General features: G+C 57.1%; 20 protein-coding genes. 18 read left to right on the top strand and 2 right to left on the bottom strand.

Features of this window, described 5'->3' with window-relative positions:
* Nucleotides 1-43: 43 nt before the first annotated feature.
* Nucleotides 44-1,390, bottom strand: a complete 1,347-nt coding sequence (locus ACZ3HH_RS07800; protein ID WP_465803818.1) for an OprD family porin — start codon at nt 1,388-1,390, stop codon at nt 44-46.
* Between the two features lie 568 nt (nt 1,391-1,958).
* Between ACZ3HH_RS07800 and ACZ3HH_RS07795 the strand changes: the two genes are divergently transcribed.
* From ACZ3HH_RS07795 to ACZ3HH_RS07785, 3 genes are all read left to right on the top strand, one after another.
* A complete protein-coding gene (locus ACZ3HH_RS07795; protein ID WP_465803817.1) occupies nt 1,959-2,186 on the top strand; it encodes a hypothetical protein in 228 nt (75 codons plus the stop codon).
* Between the two features lie 104 nt (nt 2,187-2,290).
* A complete protein-coding gene (locus ACZ3HH_RS07790; protein WP_465804040.1) occupies nt 2,291-2,716 on the top strand; it encodes an HIT family protein in 426 nt (141 codons plus the stop codon).
* A 3-nt stretch (nt 2,717-2,719) separates the two neighbouring features.
* Entirely contained in the window at nt 2,720-2,926 is a 207-nt protein-coding gene (locus ACZ3HH_RS07785; protein WP_253550924.1) for a SlyX family protein, read from the top strand.
* Between the two features lie 89 nt (nt 2,927-3,015).
* Here the strand turns inward: ACZ3HH_RS07785 and ACZ3HH_RS07780 are convergent, their stop codons facing one another.
* Nucleotides 3,016-3,618 (bottom strand): cold-shock protein, encoded by a 603-nt coding sequence (locus ACZ3HH_RS07780; RefSeq protein WP_465803816.1) that lies wholly within the window; start codon nt 3,616-3,618, stop codon nt 3,016-3,018.
* Nucleotides 3,619-4,082: 464 nt separating this feature from the next.
* On the opposite strand from ACZ3HH_RS07780, the gene ACZ3HH_RS07775 reads away from it, so the two are divergent.
* The 15 genes from ACZ3HH_RS07775 (at nt 4,083) to queE (ending at nt 16,384) form a co-directional block, all read left to right on the top strand.
* Complete coding sequence (locus ACZ3HH_RS07775; protein WP_465803814.1) at nt 4,083-4,421, top strand: ribbon-helix-helix domain-containing protein; 339 nt, start codon at nt 4,083-4,085, stop codon at nt 4,419-4,421.
* A 137-nt stretch (nt 4,422-4,558) separates the two neighbouring features.
* On the top strand, nt 4,559-4,780 hold the full coding sequence (locus ACZ3HH_RS07770; protein ID WP_010457489.1) for an FmdB family zinc ribbon protein: 222 nt from the start codon (nt 4,559-4,561) through the stop codon (nt 4,778-4,780).
* 122 nt (nt 4,781-4,902) lie between these two features.
* Nucleotides 4,903-6,678 carry an aspartate--tRNA ligase gene (gene aspS, locus ACZ3HH_RS07765; RefSeq protein ID WP_465803812.1) on the top strand — a complete coding sequence of 592 codons (1,776 nt, stop codon included), beginning with the start codon at nt 4,903-4,905 and terminating at the stop codon, nt 6,676-6,678.
* A 123-nt stretch (nt 6,679-6,801) separates the two neighbouring features.
* Nucleotides 6,802-7,548, top strand: coding sequence for a YebC/PmpR family DNA-binding transcriptional regulator (locus ACZ3HH_RS07760; RefSeq protein WP_008072427.1), 747 nt, complete (start codon nt 6,802-6,804; stop codon nt 7,546-7,548).
* 158 nt (nt 7,549-7,706) lie between these two features.
* Nucleotides 7,707-8,231, top strand: coding sequence for a crossover junction endodeoxyribonuclease RuvC (gene ruvC, locus ACZ3HH_RS07755; RefSeq protein WP_008147379.1), 525 nt, complete (start codon nt 7,707-7,709; stop codon nt 8,229-8,231).
* A 115-nt stretch (nt 8,232-8,346) separates the two neighbouring features.
* Complete coding sequence (gene ruvA, locus ACZ3HH_RS07750) at nt 8,347-8,964, top strand: Holliday junction branch migration protein RuvA (protein WP_007897033.1); 618 nt, start codon at nt 8,347-8,349, stop codon at nt 8,962-8,964.
* Nucleotides 8,965-10,026: a Holliday junction branch migration DNA helicase RuvB gene (ruvB, locus tag ACZ3HH_RS07745; protein WP_008006678.1), complete on the top strand. Its 1,062-nt coding sequence runs from the start codon at nt 8,965-8,967 to the stop codon at nt 10,024-10,026.
* Nucleotides 10,027-10,153: 127 nt separating this feature from the next.
* Complete coding sequence (gene ybgC / locus ACZ3HH_RS07740; protein ID WP_007933231.1) at nt 10,154-10,621, top strand: tol-pal system-associated acyl-CoA thioesterase; 468 nt, start codon at nt 10,154-10,156, stop codon at nt 10,619-10,621.
* Nucleotides 10,611-11,306, top strand: a complete 696-nt coding sequence (gene tolQ, locus ACZ3HH_RS07735; RefSeq protein ID WP_007897030.1) for a protein TolQ — start codon at nt 10,611-10,613, stop codon at nt 11,304-11,306. The genes ybgC and tolQ overlap by 11 nt, the downstream gene beginning before the upstream one ends.
* A gap of 23 nt (nt 11,307-11,329) precedes the next feature.
* Nucleotides 11,330-11,782 (top strand): protein TolR, encoded by a 453-nt coding sequence (gene tolR, locus ACZ3HH_RS07730; protein WP_161807482.1) that lies wholly within the window; start codon nt 11,330-11,332, stop codon nt 11,780-11,782.
* Nucleotides 11,782-12,861, top strand: coding sequence for a cell envelope integrity protein TolA (gene tolA / locus ACZ3HH_RS07725; protein ID WP_465803811.1), 1,080 nt, complete (start codon nt 11,782-11,784; stop codon nt 12,859-12,861). The genes tolR and tolA overlap by 1 nt, the downstream gene beginning before the upstream one ends.
* Nucleotides 12,858-14,159, top strand: coding sequence for a Tol-Pal system beta propeller repeat protein TolB (gene tolB, locus ACZ3HH_RS07720; protein ID WP_437128243.1), 1,302 nt, complete (start codon nt 12,858-12,860; stop codon nt 14,157-14,159). The genes tolA and tolB overlap by 4 nt, the downstream gene beginning before the upstream one ends.
* Nucleotides 14,160-14,211: 52 nt before the next feature.
* Entirely contained in the window at nt 14,212-14,709 is a 498-nt protein-coding gene (pal, locus tag ACZ3HH_RS07715) for a peptidoglycan-associated lipoprotein Pal (protein WP_003178634.1), read from the top strand.
* A 6-nt stretch (nt 14,710-14,715) separates the two neighbouring features.
* Nucleotides 14,716-15,570: a tol-pal system protein YbgF gene (ybgF, locus tag ACZ3HH_RS07710; protein ID WP_465803807.1), complete on the top strand. Its 855-nt coding sequence runs from the start codon at nt 14,716-14,718 to the stop codon at nt 15,568-15,570.
* 166 nt (nt 15,571-15,736) lie between these two features.
* A complete protein-coding gene (gene queE, locus ACZ3HH_RS07705) occupies nt 15,737-16,384 on the top strand; it encodes a 7-carboxy-7-deazaguanine synthase QueE (RefSeq protein ID WP_095632171.1) in 648 nt (215 codons plus the stop codon).

Here is a 16,384-nt window from a genome sequence, read left to right as displayed (position 1 = left end):
AGATGGGCCTTTTTGTTTGTTACCGCAAACTAACTGGATGCGATTACAAAATCGACAGCGGGTAGTCGACGATCACACGGAACTCTTTCACGTCGCCTTCACCTTCGTCGGCGTTAGCAAAGTGCCAAGCTTGACGGAAGCGAACGGACAGATCTTTTGCCGGGCCAGACTGAACAACGTACTTGGCTTCGAAGTTGGTTTCGTTGTGCTTGCCATCTTCACCGTACAGGCCGGCGTAAGCGCTGCCTGCTGGAGTTTTGGTACCGTCGATGTCCCAACCTTTCACGTAACGGGTCATGAAGCTCAGACCAGGAACGCCGTACTCAGCCATTTTCAGATCGTAACGGATCTGGGCAGACTTCTCGCCAGGGGCGTTGAAGTCAGAGTACTGGATGGAGTTGGCGAGGAAGATCGAGTCGCCGCCGCGGTTGTTCTTGCCAATACCGACGTAGTCGAACGGGGTATCGCCGTTAACCTTTTGGAAGGCCAGGGTGATGGTGTGTGCTTTCAGGAACGACAGAGCAGTTGCCAGCGAGAATGCTGTGTTGCTGATGTCGCCAGCTTTCGCGTCACCGGTATCGGTGGTGCGATAGATGTTGAAATCGGTGTTCAGCGACGTGTCACCACTGATTGGGGTGGTGAGGTTCACGTTGGCGTAGTACTGGTTCCAGATGTCTTCCAGCTTGGCGCCATACAGCGATGCGGAAAGGTTCTCGGTAATGCCGTACTTGCCACCGAAATAGTCGATGCTGTCGGCTTCAACGCCAGCGTAGTTTGCATACAGGCCGCCGTCACGGGCGTTTTTGTCCTGGCTGGAACCCGAGTAGAAGTGACCGGCTTCGAGGTCAAGGTCTTTGACTTCGCTGCTCTGCAGTTGGAAACCGCTGGCAACTTGAGGAAGGATACGGGAACCGCCAACAGCAAACACTGGAGCAGTGCTTGGCGACATGTCGCCGGCTTTCAGCTCGGTTTTGGAGACGCGGAATTTAATGGCCCCCCCAGCTTTACCCTGGCTGTCGTTGACGTCGCGGCCACCGTTGGCGTTGACGGTGTCGCTACGGCTCATGTTGCCCGAACCGGAAGTGCCATCGCCGCCATCCAGTTTGATGGCCAGGTAACCGAATGCATCAACGCCAACGCCAACAGTACCCTGGGTGTAACCGGAGTTGAAGGTGCCCCAAAGACCTTGGGTCCAGTCTTTAACGTCGCGGGCGCCATCTTTGTTGTCACGGTTGAAGTAATAGTTGCGAATCAGCAAGTCGAACTTGGCGTCTTCAACAAAACCTTTGGCTTCAGCCTGGTCACTTACGAACGGTGCGGCCGTAGCCAATTGAGTACTGGCGGCTGCTGCAACTGCCAGTGCGATCATGCTCCACTTCATCACGCGCATCGTGATTTGCTCCTTTGGTTTTTAGAAGAGTACTGCCGTCCCGCCTGTTTTATTATCCGGGCGGCTCTTTCTTTTTGTGTCGGCGCAAACTTATATCACGCCGACCATGTTGGCGATACTTGCGCATCTAACCTTTCAGCTTCTTTACGACCCTGTCGCAAATGGCTGGGTAGATGTCGCAAATTCACAATCCCGACGCAATCGGACTGACAACTTCAGCGTTGTTTTCCATGGCTTGCGCATCGGTAAAAAAGAGTCCCTGGTCCTGCACTTGAATCTCCATCGGGCAATCCTGCCACTGTTTTTATTGGCCTTAAGGCTTCCACTTCCAGCGGACGCCTTATAGACGATATAGGTGTGAATGCAACAAGCGTGCACAAATCGGAATTCTGTTGCTGTTTTTTTCCAAAGGCCTGCCTGCTGCTGTAAAAACCCCATAAAACCGGGGGGTTCAAGCTCGTTTTACTTGGGCTTGACGCCATGCTTCGCATCGTGTTTGCCACATCGAACTGATGGGGGCGACAACCAAAAACGTTACCGGTTCACCCCGTCAGTGAGTAGTTAGCGGATGCTGACGCATCTGAGCGTAGACGCGTTGTGCGGTTTTGGTGCAAAAAATTTCAATTGCTGTACCGAAATCACACAGTATCGCTTTGTGATCGAATCGAGCAGCCCGTTCTTTATTGGTCATTTCGGCATTTTTTGTACGATGTCTGGTTCTGTCATGGTGCATGCCGGATCAAGATGGCTCATGTCGGGGCGCCCGGAGGACGCTGCAGGCGGCAAGTCGTTGTGAAGCGCGTGGCGTTCGCAGGTATGCTGCCGTCCTGTCGCTTGGTGCCTCCGTCTTTTGGTATGGGCGCTAAGCTGAAAAAAGATCACCAGAGGGGAGTGCGCGCTGTGTTCGCTTTAGATCCACGACTTCAACAAGACACCTTGCCGATCGGCGATTTCCCGCTCTGTCGGTTGCTGTTGTCCAATGATTCGAACTACCCATGGTTCATCCTCGTGCCACGCCGCGAGGATATCAGTGAGATATTTCAGTTAGATGTCGCAGATCAACAGCAGCTGTGGCAGGAAACGACTGCGCTGGCGGAAATGCTCAAGGACTCATTCGATGCGGACAAGTTGAACGTCGCGGCCCTGGGAAATGTTGTCAGTCAGCTGCACATGCATGTGATTGTGCGCAAGCGTGAGGACTCCGCCTGGCCAGCTCCAGTCTGGGGCAAGCAGCAGGCTTTACCCTACAGTCCAGAGCAGATCGCGACGATTCGCGAACGGCTGCGCCTGGTGTTGACCGATGATTTCACGTTTCTGGAGGGTTGAGTCATGAGCCTGGAAGAACGCGTTACCGATCTGGAAAGCCAGTTGGCGTTTCAGGATGACACCATCCAGACGTTGAATGATGTGCTGGCTGCGCAGCAACATGCGGTTGAGCGCCTGCAACTGCAAATGATGGCGTTGCTCAAGCGGCAGGAGGAAATGGTCGGCCAGTTCGAGTCCTTCGAAGAAGAGGCGCCACCACCGCATTATTGAGCCACATGAGTGAGCTACATTAGAGAAAAGCAGGTCATAAAAAAACCGCGAACAGCCTGGGCTGTTCGCGGTTTTTTTTAACTTTGGAGTCAGCGACGCGGTAGCGCGGCGATCACATCTTCGGCTTGCAGGCCTTTGTCACGGTTCATGACAGAGAACTCCACGCGCTGGCCTTCGACCAGAACACGGTGGCCTTCACCGCGAATTGCCCGGAAGTGCACAAAAATATCATCACCGGAATCACGGGAAATAAAGCCGAAGCCTTTGGAGGTGTTGAACCATTTAACGGTGCCAGTATCGCGGTTGCTCATGTCATAGCTTGGCGAGGCGGCGGCCGGTGAAGATTTGTAGAAGCTGACGGCCAGGTGCAGAAGAATGGCGATCAGGGCAGCGACCAGACTGAACAGAACGGCAGGTTGACCGGCGATGACAGGCATCGGGGCGATCAGCGTCAGGGTTTGCAGCACGACAGCCAGAACCAGCAGGGCGCTGACCAGGTTTTGCAGTTGATGACGCGGGCCTTTGTTCCAGTAAGGGATAACAGGTGCAAGGGTGAGGTTGAGCAGGCCGAAAAAGGCCAGGTACAGCGCATCAGGTTGTTGCAGGTAAGGTACCGCTTCGGATCGCAGGCTAGGGATGAAGGACAGCAGCAGGGCCGCTGCGCCCATTAGCAGGTGGACGATTTTCAACATTTTGATTAACTCACGTTAAGACGGATCACAAGGAAGAGCTGATGGAGCGCGGTTCGCTTCAGAACAATAAGAGGCGTTGGACACGTACCCGGTATCAGCCTATGCGCAACCCCCGGAAAATAGGCGGTAGCGACACACTGCCTATTTAACAGCAAAGCCCGCGGCTACTCAAATCAGGCAGTCCAGCGGTGCTTTCCACTGGCCGGTGTGCGAATGACGCTTGCTGAGTGTTGTTCGTGCGCAGTGTTCCTCGGATCTTTTACCTTTTCAGTGAGTGATGTTGCGTCAGTTCTTGTGGGAAAACGTCCGGCCTAGGACGTGCTCCATGATCTCCCCTCCGTTGTTGGCTTATCCTACGTTGATGGTCATAAAGTCATCTGGATATGCCTGTGCGACTGCGCTTTTATAAGGAAACGGAATATGACTCTTATAAGCAGCAAGGATGGCAAAGGAGTGTCAACGGTATGGTTCATGAAGACAGGCAAAACGAGGGGAGGGTCGGTCCACTCAAGGACGTAAGGATTGATTCATTAGTCAGCGAATTCGATATGGACTTGGCCCAGCCATTGTCCCGGTCGGTACGTTTGAATGGCTTTGCGACCTGTTTGCGGCTGGAGCAGGTCTATTGGGATATTTTGGGTGACATGGCCAAGGTCAATTGCTGCTCGGTCAGTGCGCTGTTGTCCCGCGTGGATCGCGAAGTACATTTGCGTCATGGCGGGGTGAAGAACTTCACCGGGCTGGTGCGGGTTGTCTGCGTCGTGCACAGCCTGAAGGAGGGAAGTTGCCTCGTCATGGCTTAGCGATTGGCGGTTGATCGGGTCGAGTGTCGGTCTGTGCAGTCTTACGGCTGCACAGGCTGCATTTAATGGATATAATCCCGCCCTTTGCCGCAAAGCCCAGCATGCGCGGTAGCAATCTGATCGCCGAGACAACCCCCATGCCGATGTACGACTATCAATGTGCTTCCTGTGGTCATCAGTTGGAAGCCATTCAAAAGATCAGCGCAGCACCGCTGGTCGACTGCCCTGCCTGCCAGGCGCCAGAGCTGAAAAAGATGCTGTCCATGCCGGGCTTCCGCCTCAGCGGCACCGGCTGGTACGAAACCGACTTCAAGACCGGTTCCAAGAAGAATCTGGCCGGTGGCGACAAAGCTGACTAGGGTCTAGCGCCCGGGCTGAATGACACGCGTGAGCTCTTGCATCATCTGGCACCTTGTTTAAGTGCGAGGGTGCAGCAAGACCTCCAACCGAATTTCGAATTACGAGAAGTGAAACCACGACCATGATGCGCAGCCATTATTGCGGCCAACTGAACGAAAGCCTGGAAGGCCAGGAAATTACCCTTTGCGGATGGGTTCACCGTCGCCGTGACCACGGTGGGGTGATTTTCCTCGATATCCGTGATCGTGACGGTCTGGCCCAGGTGGTGTTCGACCCGGACCGCGCTGAATCCTTCGCCGCCGCCGATCGCGTGCGCAGCGAATACGTGGTCAAGATCACCGGCAAGGTTCGCCTGCGTCCGGCTGGTGCCACCAACGCCAACATGGCGTCGGGCATGATCGAAGTGCTGGGCTACGAGCTTGAAGTGCTGAACGAAGCGGAAACCCCGCCGTTCCCGCTCAACGAGTTCTCCGACGTCGGCGAAGAAACCCGCCTGCGTTATCGCTTCCTCGACCTGCGTCGCCCGGAAATGCTCGAGAAGCTGCGTCTGCGTTCGCGCATGACCACCAGCATCCGTCGCTTCCTGGACGAGAACGGCTTCCTCGATGTCGAGACACCGATCCTGACCCGTGCCACCCCGGAAGGCGCTCGCGACTACCTGGTGCCGAGCCGTACCCACGCCGGTTCCTTCTTCGCCTTGCCGCAATCGCCACAGTTGTTCAAGCAATTGCTGATGGTTGCCGGCTTCGACCGCTACTACCAGATCGCCAAGTGCTTCCGTGACGAAGACCTGCGCGCCGACCGTCAGCCGGAATTCACCCAGATCGACATCGAGACCAGCTTTCTCGATGAAAAAGAGATCATGGGCATCACCGAACAAATGATCCGTAACCTGTTCAAGGAAGTGCTGGATCTGGAATTCGGCGACTTCCCGCACATGACCTTCGAAGAAGCCATGCGCCGTTACGGTTCCGACAAGCCGGACCTGCGTAACCCGCTGGAACTGGTTGACGTTGCCGACCAACTGAAAGACGTCGATTTCAAGGTGTTCAGCGGCCCGGCCAACGACCCGAAATGCCGTATTGCCGCCCTGCGCGTTCCAGGTGCTGCGAGCATGCCGCGCAAGCAGATCGACGACTACACCAAGTTCGTCGGCATCTACGGTGCCAAGGGCCTGGCGTACATCAAGGTCAACGAGCGCGCCAAAGGTGTTGAAGGCCTGCAGTCGCCAATCGTCAAGAACATCCCTGAAGCCAACCTCAATGTGATCCTCGATCGCGTTGGCGCGGTTGACGGTGACATCGTGTTCTTCGGTGCCGACAAAGCCAAGATCGTCAGCGAGGCCCTGGGCGCGCTGCGGATCAAGGTCGGTAACGACCTGGAACTGCTGACCTGCAAGTGGGCGCCGATGTGGGTCGTCGACTTCCCGATGTTCGAAGAGAACGACGACGGCAGCTTCACCGCGTTGCACCACCCGTTCACCGCGCCGAAATGCACGCCGGAAGAATTGGAAGCCAACCCGGCAACCGCGCTGTCCCGTGCCTACGACATGGTCCTGAACGGTACCGAGCTGGGTGGCGGTTCGATCCGTATCCACCGCAAGGAAATGCAACAGTCGGTGTTCCGTCTGCTGGGTATCAGCGAAGCGGAACAGGAAGAGAAGTTCGGCTTCCTGCTCGACGCCCTGAAATACGGCGCGCCGCCGCACGGTGGTCTGGCCTTCGGTCTGGACCGTCTGGTGATGCTGATGACCGGCGCCCAGTCGATCCGTGAAGTGATCGCCTTCCCGAAAACCCAGAGCGCTGCCTGCGTCATGACTCAGGCACCGGGTCTGGTGGATGCCAAGGCATTGCGCGAACTGCACATTCGTCTGCGCGAAACGCCTAAAGCTGAGTAAGGCTGACCAGAAGGGCGCATCTTCGGATGCGCCCTTTCTTTATAGAATGGTCGAGATTTTTATTTGCTGGCTGGCGTGTCATGGCGTGGCGGGCAATGTTTCAAAGATAATTCGGAGCGAGTTATGGCGGGTCATTCCAAGTGGGCGAACATCAAGCACCGCAAAGAACGTCAGGATGCCAAGAAGGGCAAGATTTTCACCAAGTGGATTCGTGAACTGACGGTTGCTGCCCGTCAGGGCGGCGGTGATCCGGGCTCCAACCCGCGTTTGCGTCTGGCGCTGGATAAAGCGCTGGGTGCGAACATGAGTCGCGACATCATCGATCGCGCGGTTGCTCGCGGTGCCGGCGCCGCCGATACCGACGACATGGTTGAACTGACCTACGAAGGCTACGGCCCGGGCGGCGTGGCGGTGATGGTCGAGTGCATGACCGACAACCGCAACCGCACCGCAGCGGCTGTTCGCCATGCGTTCAGCAAGTGCGGCGGCAACCTTGGTACCGACGGTTCAGTGGCTTATCTGTTCGAACGCAAGGGGCAGATTTCCTTCGCGCCAGGCGTTGATGAGGATGCGCTGATGGAAGCGGCCATGGAGGCCGACGCCGATGACGTGGTAACCCACGAAGACGGCTCCATCGACGTGTTCACCTCGTTCGCCGGCTTCTATTCCGTACGCAACGCTTTGGAGGCCGCTGGCTTCAAGGGCGATGACGCGGAAATCGTCATGCTGCCGACCACCAGTGCCGAACTGGACCTGGAAGGCGCCGAGAAGGTTCTGAAGCTGATCGACATGCTTGAAGACCTGGATGACGTGCAAAACGTGTATTCCAACGCCGACATTCCAGAGTCGGTGGCCGCACAGCTCGGTTAAGGGCGACTAAGATTCAGTGTGGGAGCTGGCTTGCCTGCGATGGCGGCGTGTCAGGCTACATCATTGTTTGATGTGCCTACGCCATCGCAGGCAAGCCAGCTCCCACATTTGTTATTAGCTGTATTGAATATCGTGCTCTTACCTAACCCGCAGGCGTTATGACTTTAATTCTTGGAATCGACCCCGGTTCGCGTATCACCGGTTATGGCGTGGTACGCGATACCGGGCGTGGTTGCGTGTACGTGGCGTCGGGCTGCATTCGCACAGGCTCCGGCGAGCTGCATGAACGCCTGCAAATCGTCTATCGCGGTGTACGCGAAGTCATTCAGACCTACGGCCCGGTGACCATGGGCATCGAAAAGGTCTTCATGGCGCGCAACGCCGATTCTGCGCTGAAACTTGGCCAGGCCCGCGGCGCAGCCATTGTGGCCGGTGCCGAGGAAAGCCTGGAAATCGCCGAATACACCGCGACCCAGGTCAAACAGGCGGTAACCGGCACTGGCGCGGCGAACAAGGAACAGGTGCAAATGATGGTCATGCACATGCTGAAATTGACCAGCAAGCCGCAAATCGATGCCTCGGACGCCCTGGCCATTGCCATTTGCCATGCTCACACCCGTTCCAGCCTGTTGCCCCATGGCTTGGGTACGGCACGCAGTCGTGGCGGGCGCCTGCGTCTCTGATAGCATCAGCAATCATTTTTTATGGAATGAGGGTTTTGCGCCTGTGTTGTCGGCGCAAAACTCTTGTTCTGTCAGTCGCCAGCACTGATCTGGCCAAGGCTCAAGGATCTGAAACGTGATTGGACGCTTGCGCGGCACTTTGGCTGAGAAACAGCCGCCGCACCTGATTCTGGATGTAAACGGTCTGGGGTATGAGCTGGAAGTACCCATGACCACGCTTTATCGCTTGCCGTCGGTCGGTGAACCGCTGACCTTGCACACCCATTTGGTCGTACGCGAAGACGCGCAGTTACTCTATGGCTTCTTTGGCAAGCGCGAGCGAGACTTTTTTCGCGAATTGATCCGTCTCAATGGTGTAGGGCCGAAACTGGCGCTGGCCTTGATGTCGAGCCTGGAAGTCGACGAGCTGGTTCGTTGCGTGCAATCCCAGGACACTTCGGCGTTGACCAAGGTGCCGGGCGTGGGCAAGAAGACGGCCGAGCGTTTGCTGGTGGAACTCAAGGACCGCTTCAAAGCGTGGGAAACCGTGCCGGCGATGTTCGCGTTGGTGCCAAACCAGCCGGGAGGGCCAGATGCGCCGGCTCCGGTGGCCACCGCCGAAAATGACGCGGTCAGCGCGCTGATTTCCCTGGGTTACAAACCGCAGGAAGCCAGCAAGGCGATTTCCGCGATCAAGGAGAAAGGTTTGAGCAGTGAAGACATGATTCGTCGTGCCCTGAAGGGAATGATCTAAGTGATTGAAGCTGATCGTCTGATCGCCGCCACGGGAGGTCCCCGTGACCGTGAGGAAGTCCAGGACCGGGCGATTCGTCCTGTCAGCCTGGCCGAGTACATTGGCCAGCCAACCGTTCGCGAGCAAATGGAGTTGTTTATCCAGGCTGCGCGCGGGCGCAATGAATCGCTGGATCACACGCTGATTTTCGGCCCTCCGGGCTTGGGTAAAACCACCCTGGCCAACATCATTGCCCAGGAAATGGGCGTGTCGATCAAAAGCACCTCGGGGCCGGTCCTCGAGCGTCCGGGTGATCTGGCGGCGTTGCTGACCAACCTTGAACCCCATGACGTGTTGTTCATCGACGAGATCCATCGGTTGTCGCCGATCGTCGAAGAAGTGCTGTACCCGGCCATGGAAGATTTCCAGCTCGACATCATGATTGGCGAAGGGCCGGCCGCGCGCTCGATCAAACTTGATCTGCCGCCATTCACCCTGGTTGGCGCAACCACCCGGGCCGGCATGCTGACCAACCCGTTGCGCGACCGTTTCGGGATCGTCCAGCGCCTGGAGTTCTACAACACCGCCGACCTGGCGACGATTGTCAGCCGTTCGGCGAACATTCTCGGTTTGCCGCTGGACCCGGAAGGCGCCTTCGAAATCGCCCGCCGTGCCCGTGGCACGCCGCGGATCGCCAACCGCTTGCTGCGCCGGGTCCGGGATTTTGCCGAGGTCCGCGCCAAGGGCCACATCACCAAGCCGATCGCCGACCTGGCGCTGAACCTGCTGGATGTCGACGAGCGTGGTTTCGACCATCAGGATCGACGCCTGCTGCTGACCATGATCGAGAAATTCGACGGTGGGCCGGTGGGGGTGGACAGTCTGGCGGCAGCGATCAGCGAAGAGCGTCACACCATTGAAGACGTGCTGGAGCCATATTTGATCCAGCAGGGCTATATCATGCGCACTCCGCGGGGGCGGGTGGTCACTCGGCATGCGTATCTGCACTTCGGTTTAAACATCCCGTCACGATTAGGCGAGATGCCCGTGGTAGACGAGTTCCTCGATGCCGTGGACGATTAGTAACCTTTGCGCGCTGATTTATTCGGGGTTTGTGCTGTCCCAGGACCGTACTTTCGCCAGAAAGCCGCGAATCAATGAAAAACAGTTGCCTGGCCGGATTGGCAACCTGAGGAGTAAGCACTAGAGTATGCGCGCGCAAAACGGGCTTGAGCCGTTCGCACATCGTTGTCGCGTTTATTACGAGGACACCGATGCCGGCGGCATCGTGTATTACGTCAATTACCTCAAGTTTATGGAACGGGCTCGAACCGAGCGGCTCCGGGAGCTGGGCTTTGCCCAGTCGGCGCTGGCAGGGGAGGACCTGTTGTTCGTCGTGCATTCCAGCGAAGCGCGTTATCACGCGCCGGCGCGACTGGACGACGAATTGCTCGTAAGCGCTGAAGTCATTGAATTGAACCGGGTCAGCCTGCGCTTCAAACAGCAGGTCAGGCGGGCTACGGATAACGTGCTGCTCTGCGAAGGGCAGTTTCTGGTGGCCTGTGTGCGCACTAACAGTTTAAAACCCCGGGCCATTCCCGAAGCTCTACGTGCGGCCTTTGCCGACGTGAGCGGCGCGGGTACACACTCAAAGCAGGAGATAAAGCGTGGAAGCTAACGTCGTCGACCATTCCTCCATGTGGAGCCTGGTCAGCAATGCCAGTATCGTGGTGCAACTGGTAATGCTGATCCTGGTAGCCGCATCGGTGACCTCATGGATCATGATCTTTCAGCGCAGCAACTTGCTGCGTGCCGGTCGACGCGCCCTGGAGAGCTTTGAAGAGCGCTTCTGGTCGGGTATCGACCTGTCCAAACTCTACCGTCAGGCCGGTAGCAACCCTGATCCGGATTCGGGCGTCGAGCAGATCTTTCGTGCTGGCTTCAAGGAATTCTCCCGTCTGCGTCAGCAGTCCGGCGTTGACCCGGAAGCGGTCATGGAAGGCGTGGCCCGTGCCATGCGCGTGGCCATTTCCCGTGAGGAAGAAAAGCTCGAGCAGAGCCTGCCGTTCCTCGCCACCGTCGGCTCGGTCAGCCCGTACATCGGTCTGTTCGGTACGGTCTGGGGCATCATGAACTCCTTCCGTGGTCTGGCAACTGCCCAGCAAGCGACCCTGGCCACCGTGGCCCCCGGTATTGCCGAAGCACTGATTGCCACCGCGATCGGTCTGTTCGCCGCCATCCCGGCCGTTATCGCGTACAACCGTTTTGCTGCTCGCAGCGAAACCCTGCTGGGCCGTTACTACACCTTCGCCGACGAATTCCAGGCGATCCTGCACCGCAAAGTGCACACCAGCGAAGAATAAGCAGGTAATTTCCAATGGCTTTAATCGCTCGAGCTCGCAAAAAGCGCAAGCCGGTTGCCGAGATGAACGTGGTGCCTTACATCGACGTGATGCTGGTACTGCTGGTCATCTTCATGGTGACCGCGCCGATGCTCAATCAGGGCGTGAAAGTTGATCTGCCCAAGGTTTCCAGCGAAGCCTTGCCGCAGGACAACAACACCCAGGTCCTGACCATTTCGATCAAGGCTGACAAGACCTACTACTGGAACCTTGGCAGCGAAGTCGACACCGAAAAGCAGCAGGACAAGGCCATGACCTTGCCGCAAATGACCGACGCGGTGACCAAGATCATTCGCGCCGGTACTGAAGGCGGCAAGCGTACCCAGGTATTCATTCGCGGCGACAAGACTGTCGATTACGGCTCCGTCATGGGCGCGATGGGCGGGTTGCAGAAAGCCGGGGTCGGTAATGTTGGCTTGATTACCGAGGCACCCTGATGCAGCAAATGCGAGAGCCGTCCGCCTCGGAAAGCTACTTCTGGCCTAGTGTCTGGGCGATTGTCTTGCACGTGCTGGTTTTCGGCATGCTGTTTGTCAGTTTCGCCTTCACACCGGAGCTGCCGCCGGCCAAGCCGATCGTCCAGGCGACCCTGTACCAGTTGAAATCGAAAAGTCGGGCGACCACCCAGACTAATCAGAAGATTGCGGGTGAAGCGCAGAAATCCGCTGCGCGCCAGACCGAAGTCGAACAGATGGAACAGAAAAAGATCGAACAGGAAGCGATCAAGGCCGCGGAACAAAAGAAGGAAGATGCGGCTCAAAAAGCCGAAGAATCCAAGAAGGCCGACGAGACGAAGAAAGCGGAAGAGGCAAAAAAGGCTGATGAAGCCAAGAAAGCCGATGAAGCCAAGAAGACCGCCGAAGCCAAAAAGGCCGAAGAGAAACAATTGGCTGATATAGCCAAGAAGAAATCTGAAGAAGAAGCCAAGAAAGCTGCTGAAGAAGAGGCCAAGAAAGCGGCCGCTGAAGAGGCGAAGAAAAAGATCGTCGAAGACGCGAAGAAGAAAGCCGCGGAAGACGCCAAGAAAAAATCTGAAGCTGAAGAGGCGAAGAAGAAAGTCGCCGAAGACGCGAAGAAGAAAGCTGCTGCCGATGCCGCGAAGAAAAAATCGCAGGAAGCGGCACGTAAATCCGCCGATGAGAAAAAGGCTCAGGCCCTGGCAGATTTGCTTTCCGACACGCCGCAGCGTCAGCAGGCCTTGGCCGATGAGCAGGGTGACGAAGTCTCCGGCAGTTTCGATGATCTGATTCGTGCTCGTGCAGCGGAAGGCTGGGCTCGTCCACCTTCGGCACGCAAAGGCATGACGGTCGTGTTGCAAATCGGCATGTTGCCGGATGGTACGGTGACTTCGGTTGGCGTGGCCAAGTCCAGCGGCGATGGTCCGTTTGACGCTTCCGCAGTAGCGGCGGTCAAGAACATTGGACGTTTGACAGAAATGCAGGGAATGAAGCCGAGCGATTTCGCTCCGTATCGTTCATTCAAGATGACATTCACACCTGAGGATCTAGCCTTGTGAGAAACCTTCTTCGAGGAATGCTTGTCGTTATCTGCTGCCTGGCAGGGATAGCGGCAGCAGATGAAAAAAACATTCTGGTCACCAGCGGCAGTGATCGGGCCACCCCGATTGCAGTCGTTCCGTTCGGCAACCAGGGCGGCAGCGTGCTGCCGGACGACATGGCCGAAATCATCGGTAACGACCTGCGCAACTCGGGTTACTACTCGCCGATTCCAAAACAGAACATGATCAGCCAGCCAAGCCAGGCGAGCGAAATCATTTTCCGTGACTGGAAGGCTGTTGGCGCCCAGTACATTATGGTCGGCAGTATCGTTCCAGCGGGCGGTCGCCTGCAGGTTCAATACGCACTGTTCAACGTCGCCACCGAGCAGCAAGTGCTGACCGGCAGCGTGTCGGGCAGCGTCGATCAACTGCGCGACATGGCGCACTACATCTCCGACCAGTCGTTTGAGAAACTCACCGGTATCAAAGGTGCGTTCTCGACTCGTCTGCTGTACGTGACGGCCGAGCGGTTCTCCGAGAAGAACACTCGCTACACGCTGCAACGTTCGGACTATGACGGTGCCCGTGCCGTGACCCTGCTGCAATCGCGCGAGCCGATCCTGTCGCCGCGTTTTGCACCGGATGGCAAGCGCATTGCCTATGTGTCGTTCGAGCAGAAGCGTCCGCGCATTTTCATGCAGAACATCGACACCGGTCGCCGTGAGCAGATCACCAACTTCGAAGGCCTGAATGGTGCGCCAGCATGGTCGCCGGATGGTCAGCGCCTGGCATTCGTATTGTCGAAAGACGGCAACCCCGACATCTATGTGATGAACCTGGGGTCGCGTCAGATCAGCCGCGTTACTAACGGCCAAGGCATCAACACCGAACCGTTCTGGGGTAAGGATGGTTCGACCATCTACTTCACCTCCGACCGTGGCGGCAAGCCGCAGATCTACAAAACCAGCGCAAGCGGTGGTGGTGCGGAGCGTGTGACCTTCATCGGTAACTACAACGCCAACCCTAAACTGTCGGCTGATGAAAAGACCCTGGTGATGATCCATCGTCAGGAAGGCTTCACCAATTTCAAGGTGGCGGCCCAGGATTTGCAGCGAGGTAGTGTAAAGATCCTCACTGATAGCACTCTGGACGAGTCACCTACTGTTGCGCCCAACGGCACCATGGTAATCTACGCCACCCGCCAGCAGGGCCGGGGAGTCTTGATGCTCGTGTCCATTAATGGACGCGTGAGGCTCCCGCTTCCTACCGCACAAGGCGAAGTCAGAGAACCGTCCTGGTCCCCTTACCTGAACTGACGCGGCGCTACACGTTGTACTTAACACACTGGGGTTCATTAGGAGTTTCACGATGGAAATGCTGAAGTTTGGTAAATTTGCTGCGCTGGCTCTGGCCATGGCTGTAGCTGTAGGTTGCTCGTCCAAAGGCGGCGACAACGCCGGTGAAGGCGCTGTTGATCCAAACGCTGGTTACGGCGCTAACACTGGTGCTGTTGACGGCTCCCTGAGCGAAGAAGCTGCTCTGCGCGCAATCACCACCTTCTACTTCGAATACGACAGCTCGGACCTGAAGCCAGAAGCCATGCGCGCTCTGGACGTTCACGCCAAAGACCTGAAAGCAAACGGCGCTCGCGTTGTTCTGGAAGGCAACACCGACGAACGTGGTACTCGTGAGTACAACATGGCACTGGGCGAGCGTCGTGCGAAAGCCGTTCAGCGCTACCTGGTACTGCAAGGTGTTTCCCCAGCTCAGCTGGAACTGGTTTCCTACGGCGAAGAGCGTCCAGTTGCTACCGGCAACGACGAGCAGTCCTGGGCTCAAAACCGTCGCGTCGAACTGCGTAAGTAATTCGTCATGCGAACGTGCCGTCGTGCTGTAACTGTTTTGGCTCTCAGTCTCGCACCGCTTGCGGTGTGGGCTGCGGTTCCTGTGGTCGAGGACAACTCCGGCTATAACAATAGCGGGAGTAGTTATCCGCCTGCGGGTTACGGTACGAACGGCGCCTATGCCGGGGGAGGGGTTTCGGCCCCTGTCTCGGCACAGGGCGAGCTGTTCAACCAACTGCAATCCATGCAGGAGCAGATCTCACGCCAACAGGGTGTGATCGAAGTTCTGCAAAATGATGTAGCGCGCATGAAGCAAGAGAACCTGGAGCGATATCAGGATCTTGATCGGCGCATAGGAACCGGCGTTGCACCAGCCGCGACTCCTGATAATTCTTCCACCGGTGGCAATTTGAATGCCCCCGGTGCAGCAGCAGCCGGCGCAGGTGCCGGAGCGGCAGCCGCTGCCACTTCCACACAAGCGCCTGCCGCGGGTGGCGAACCGGCTGATCCGGCGAAGGAAAAACTGTATTACGATGCAGCCTTCGACCTGATCAAAGCCAAGGATTTCGACAAGGCCAGCCAGGCTTTCGCCGCATTCCTGCGCAAGTACCCGAACAGCCAATACGCGGGCAACGCTCAGTACTGGTTGGGTGAAGTGAACCTGGCCAAAGGCGATCTGCAAGGTGCAGGTCAGGCATTTGCCAAGGTTTCGCAACTGTACCCCAAGCACCCCAAAGTGCCTGATTCGCTGTACAAGCTCGCTGATGTAGAGCGCCGCCTCGGTCATACCGACAGGGTCAAAGGCATTCTGCAACAGGTTGTGTCCCAATATCCGGGCACTTCCGCCGCTCAGCTGGCGCAACGCGATTTGCAGCGCATGTAAGCCTGCACTACCTGTTTCGAAGAAACCCGCGCTTGTCGCGGGTTTTTTCGTTAGAATTCACCCCCTTTTTCTGAAACACGCTTTTTGGGATCTGCGCATTGCCGGGGTTCCTTGAAGTGCCTGACGGAGGCGGACAGCCTGTTTAGCTGTTACGCCCGTGGCGACTATGCAAGACACATTGAGAATCACCGAAGTTTTCTACTCGTTGCAGGGTGAAACGCGGACTGCCGGGCTGCCCACTGTTTTTGTGCGCCTGACCGGTTGTCCATTGCGTTGCCAATACTGCGACAGCGCCTACGCCTTCACTGGCGGCACCCTTCGTACGCTCGACGACATCCTCGAGCAAGTGGCCGGTTTTCGCCCGCGTTATGTGTGTGTCACGGGCGGTGAACCCCTGGCGCAACCGAATGCCATTCCCTTGCTCAAGCAGTTGTGTGACGCCGGCTACGAAGTGTCGCTGGAAACCAGTGGCGCGCTGGATATCTCGGCGGTCGATCCACGGGTCAGTCGCGTCGTCGACCTGAAAACCCCGGGCTCGAAAGAAGCACACCGCAACCGCTACGAAAACATCGAGCTGCTCACGCCTAACGATCAGGTAAAGTTTGTCATCTGCTCGCGGGAAGACTACGACTGGGCCGTGTCCAAGCTGATTCAGTACGGTCTGGATCAACGTGCCGGCGAAGTCCTGTTCTCGCCGAGCCATCATGACCTGAACGCGCGTGATCTGGCGGACTGGGTGGTGGCGGACAATCTGCCTGTGCGTTTGCAACTGCAGCTGCATAAATATCTTTGGAATGACGAGCCGGGGCGTTGA

The organism is Pseudomonas sp. PME37.24/025 (assembly GCF_055556615.1).
Note: the sequence above shows the minus strand (reverse complement) of the source record. Positions and strands in the feature narration are given on the sequence as shown.

Coding starts and splice junctions, on each gene's coding strand:
- ACZ3HH_RS07800 (WP_465803818.1), bottom strand. CDS start 1,390: ATGCGCGTGATGAAGTGGAGCATGATCGCACTGGCAGTTGCAGCAGCC.
- ACZ3HH_RS07760 (WP_008072427.1), top strand. CDS start 6,802: ATGGCGGGTCATTCCAAGTGGGCGAACATCAAGCACCGCAAAGAACGT.
- ruvC (WP_008147379.1), top strand. CDS start 7,707: ATGACTTTAATTCTTGGAATCGACCCCGGTTCGCGTATCACCGGTTAT.
- aspS (WP_465803812.1), top strand. CDS start 4,903: ATGATGCGCAGCCATTATTGCGGCCAACTGAACGAAAGCCTGGAAGGC.
- pal (WP_003178634.1), top strand. CDS start 14,212: ATGGAAATGCTGAAGTTTGGTAAATTTGCTGCGCTGGCTCTGGCCATG.
- ACZ3HH_RS07795 (WP_465803817.1), top strand. CDS start 1,959: ATGCTGACGCATCTGAGCGTAGACGCGTTGTGCGGTTTTGGTGCAAAA.
- ACZ3HH_RS07785 (WP_253550924.1), top strand. CDS start 2,720: ATGAGCCTGGAAGAACGCGTTACCGATCTGGAAAGCCAGTTGGCGTTT.
- ybgC (WP_007933231.1), top strand. CDS start 10,154: ATGCGCGCGCAAAACGGGCTTGAGCCGTTCGCACATCGTTGTCGCGTT.
- queE (WP_095632171.1), top strand. CDS start 15,737: ATGCAAGACACATTGAGAATCACCGAAGTTTTCTACTCGTTGCAGGGT.
- ACZ3HH_RS07770 (WP_010457489.1), top strand. CDS start 4,559: ATGCCGATGTACGACTATCAATGTGCTTCCTGTGGTCATCAGTTGGAA.
- ACZ3HH_RS07780 (WP_465803816.1), bottom strand. CDS start 3,618: ATGTTGAAAATCGTCCACCTGCTAATGGGCGCAGCGGCCCTGCTGCTG.
- ybgF (WP_465803807.1), top strand. CDS start 14,716: ATGCGAACGTGCCGTCGTGCTGTAACTGTTTTGGCTCTCAGTCTCGCA.
- tolA (WP_465803811.1), top strand. CDS start 11,782: ATGCAGCAAATGCGAGAGCCGTCCGCCTCGGAAAGCTACTTCTGGCCT.
- ACZ3HH_RS07775 (WP_465803814.1), top strand. CDS start 4,083: ATGGTTCATGAAGACAGGCAAAACGAGGGGAGGGTCGGTCCACTCAAG.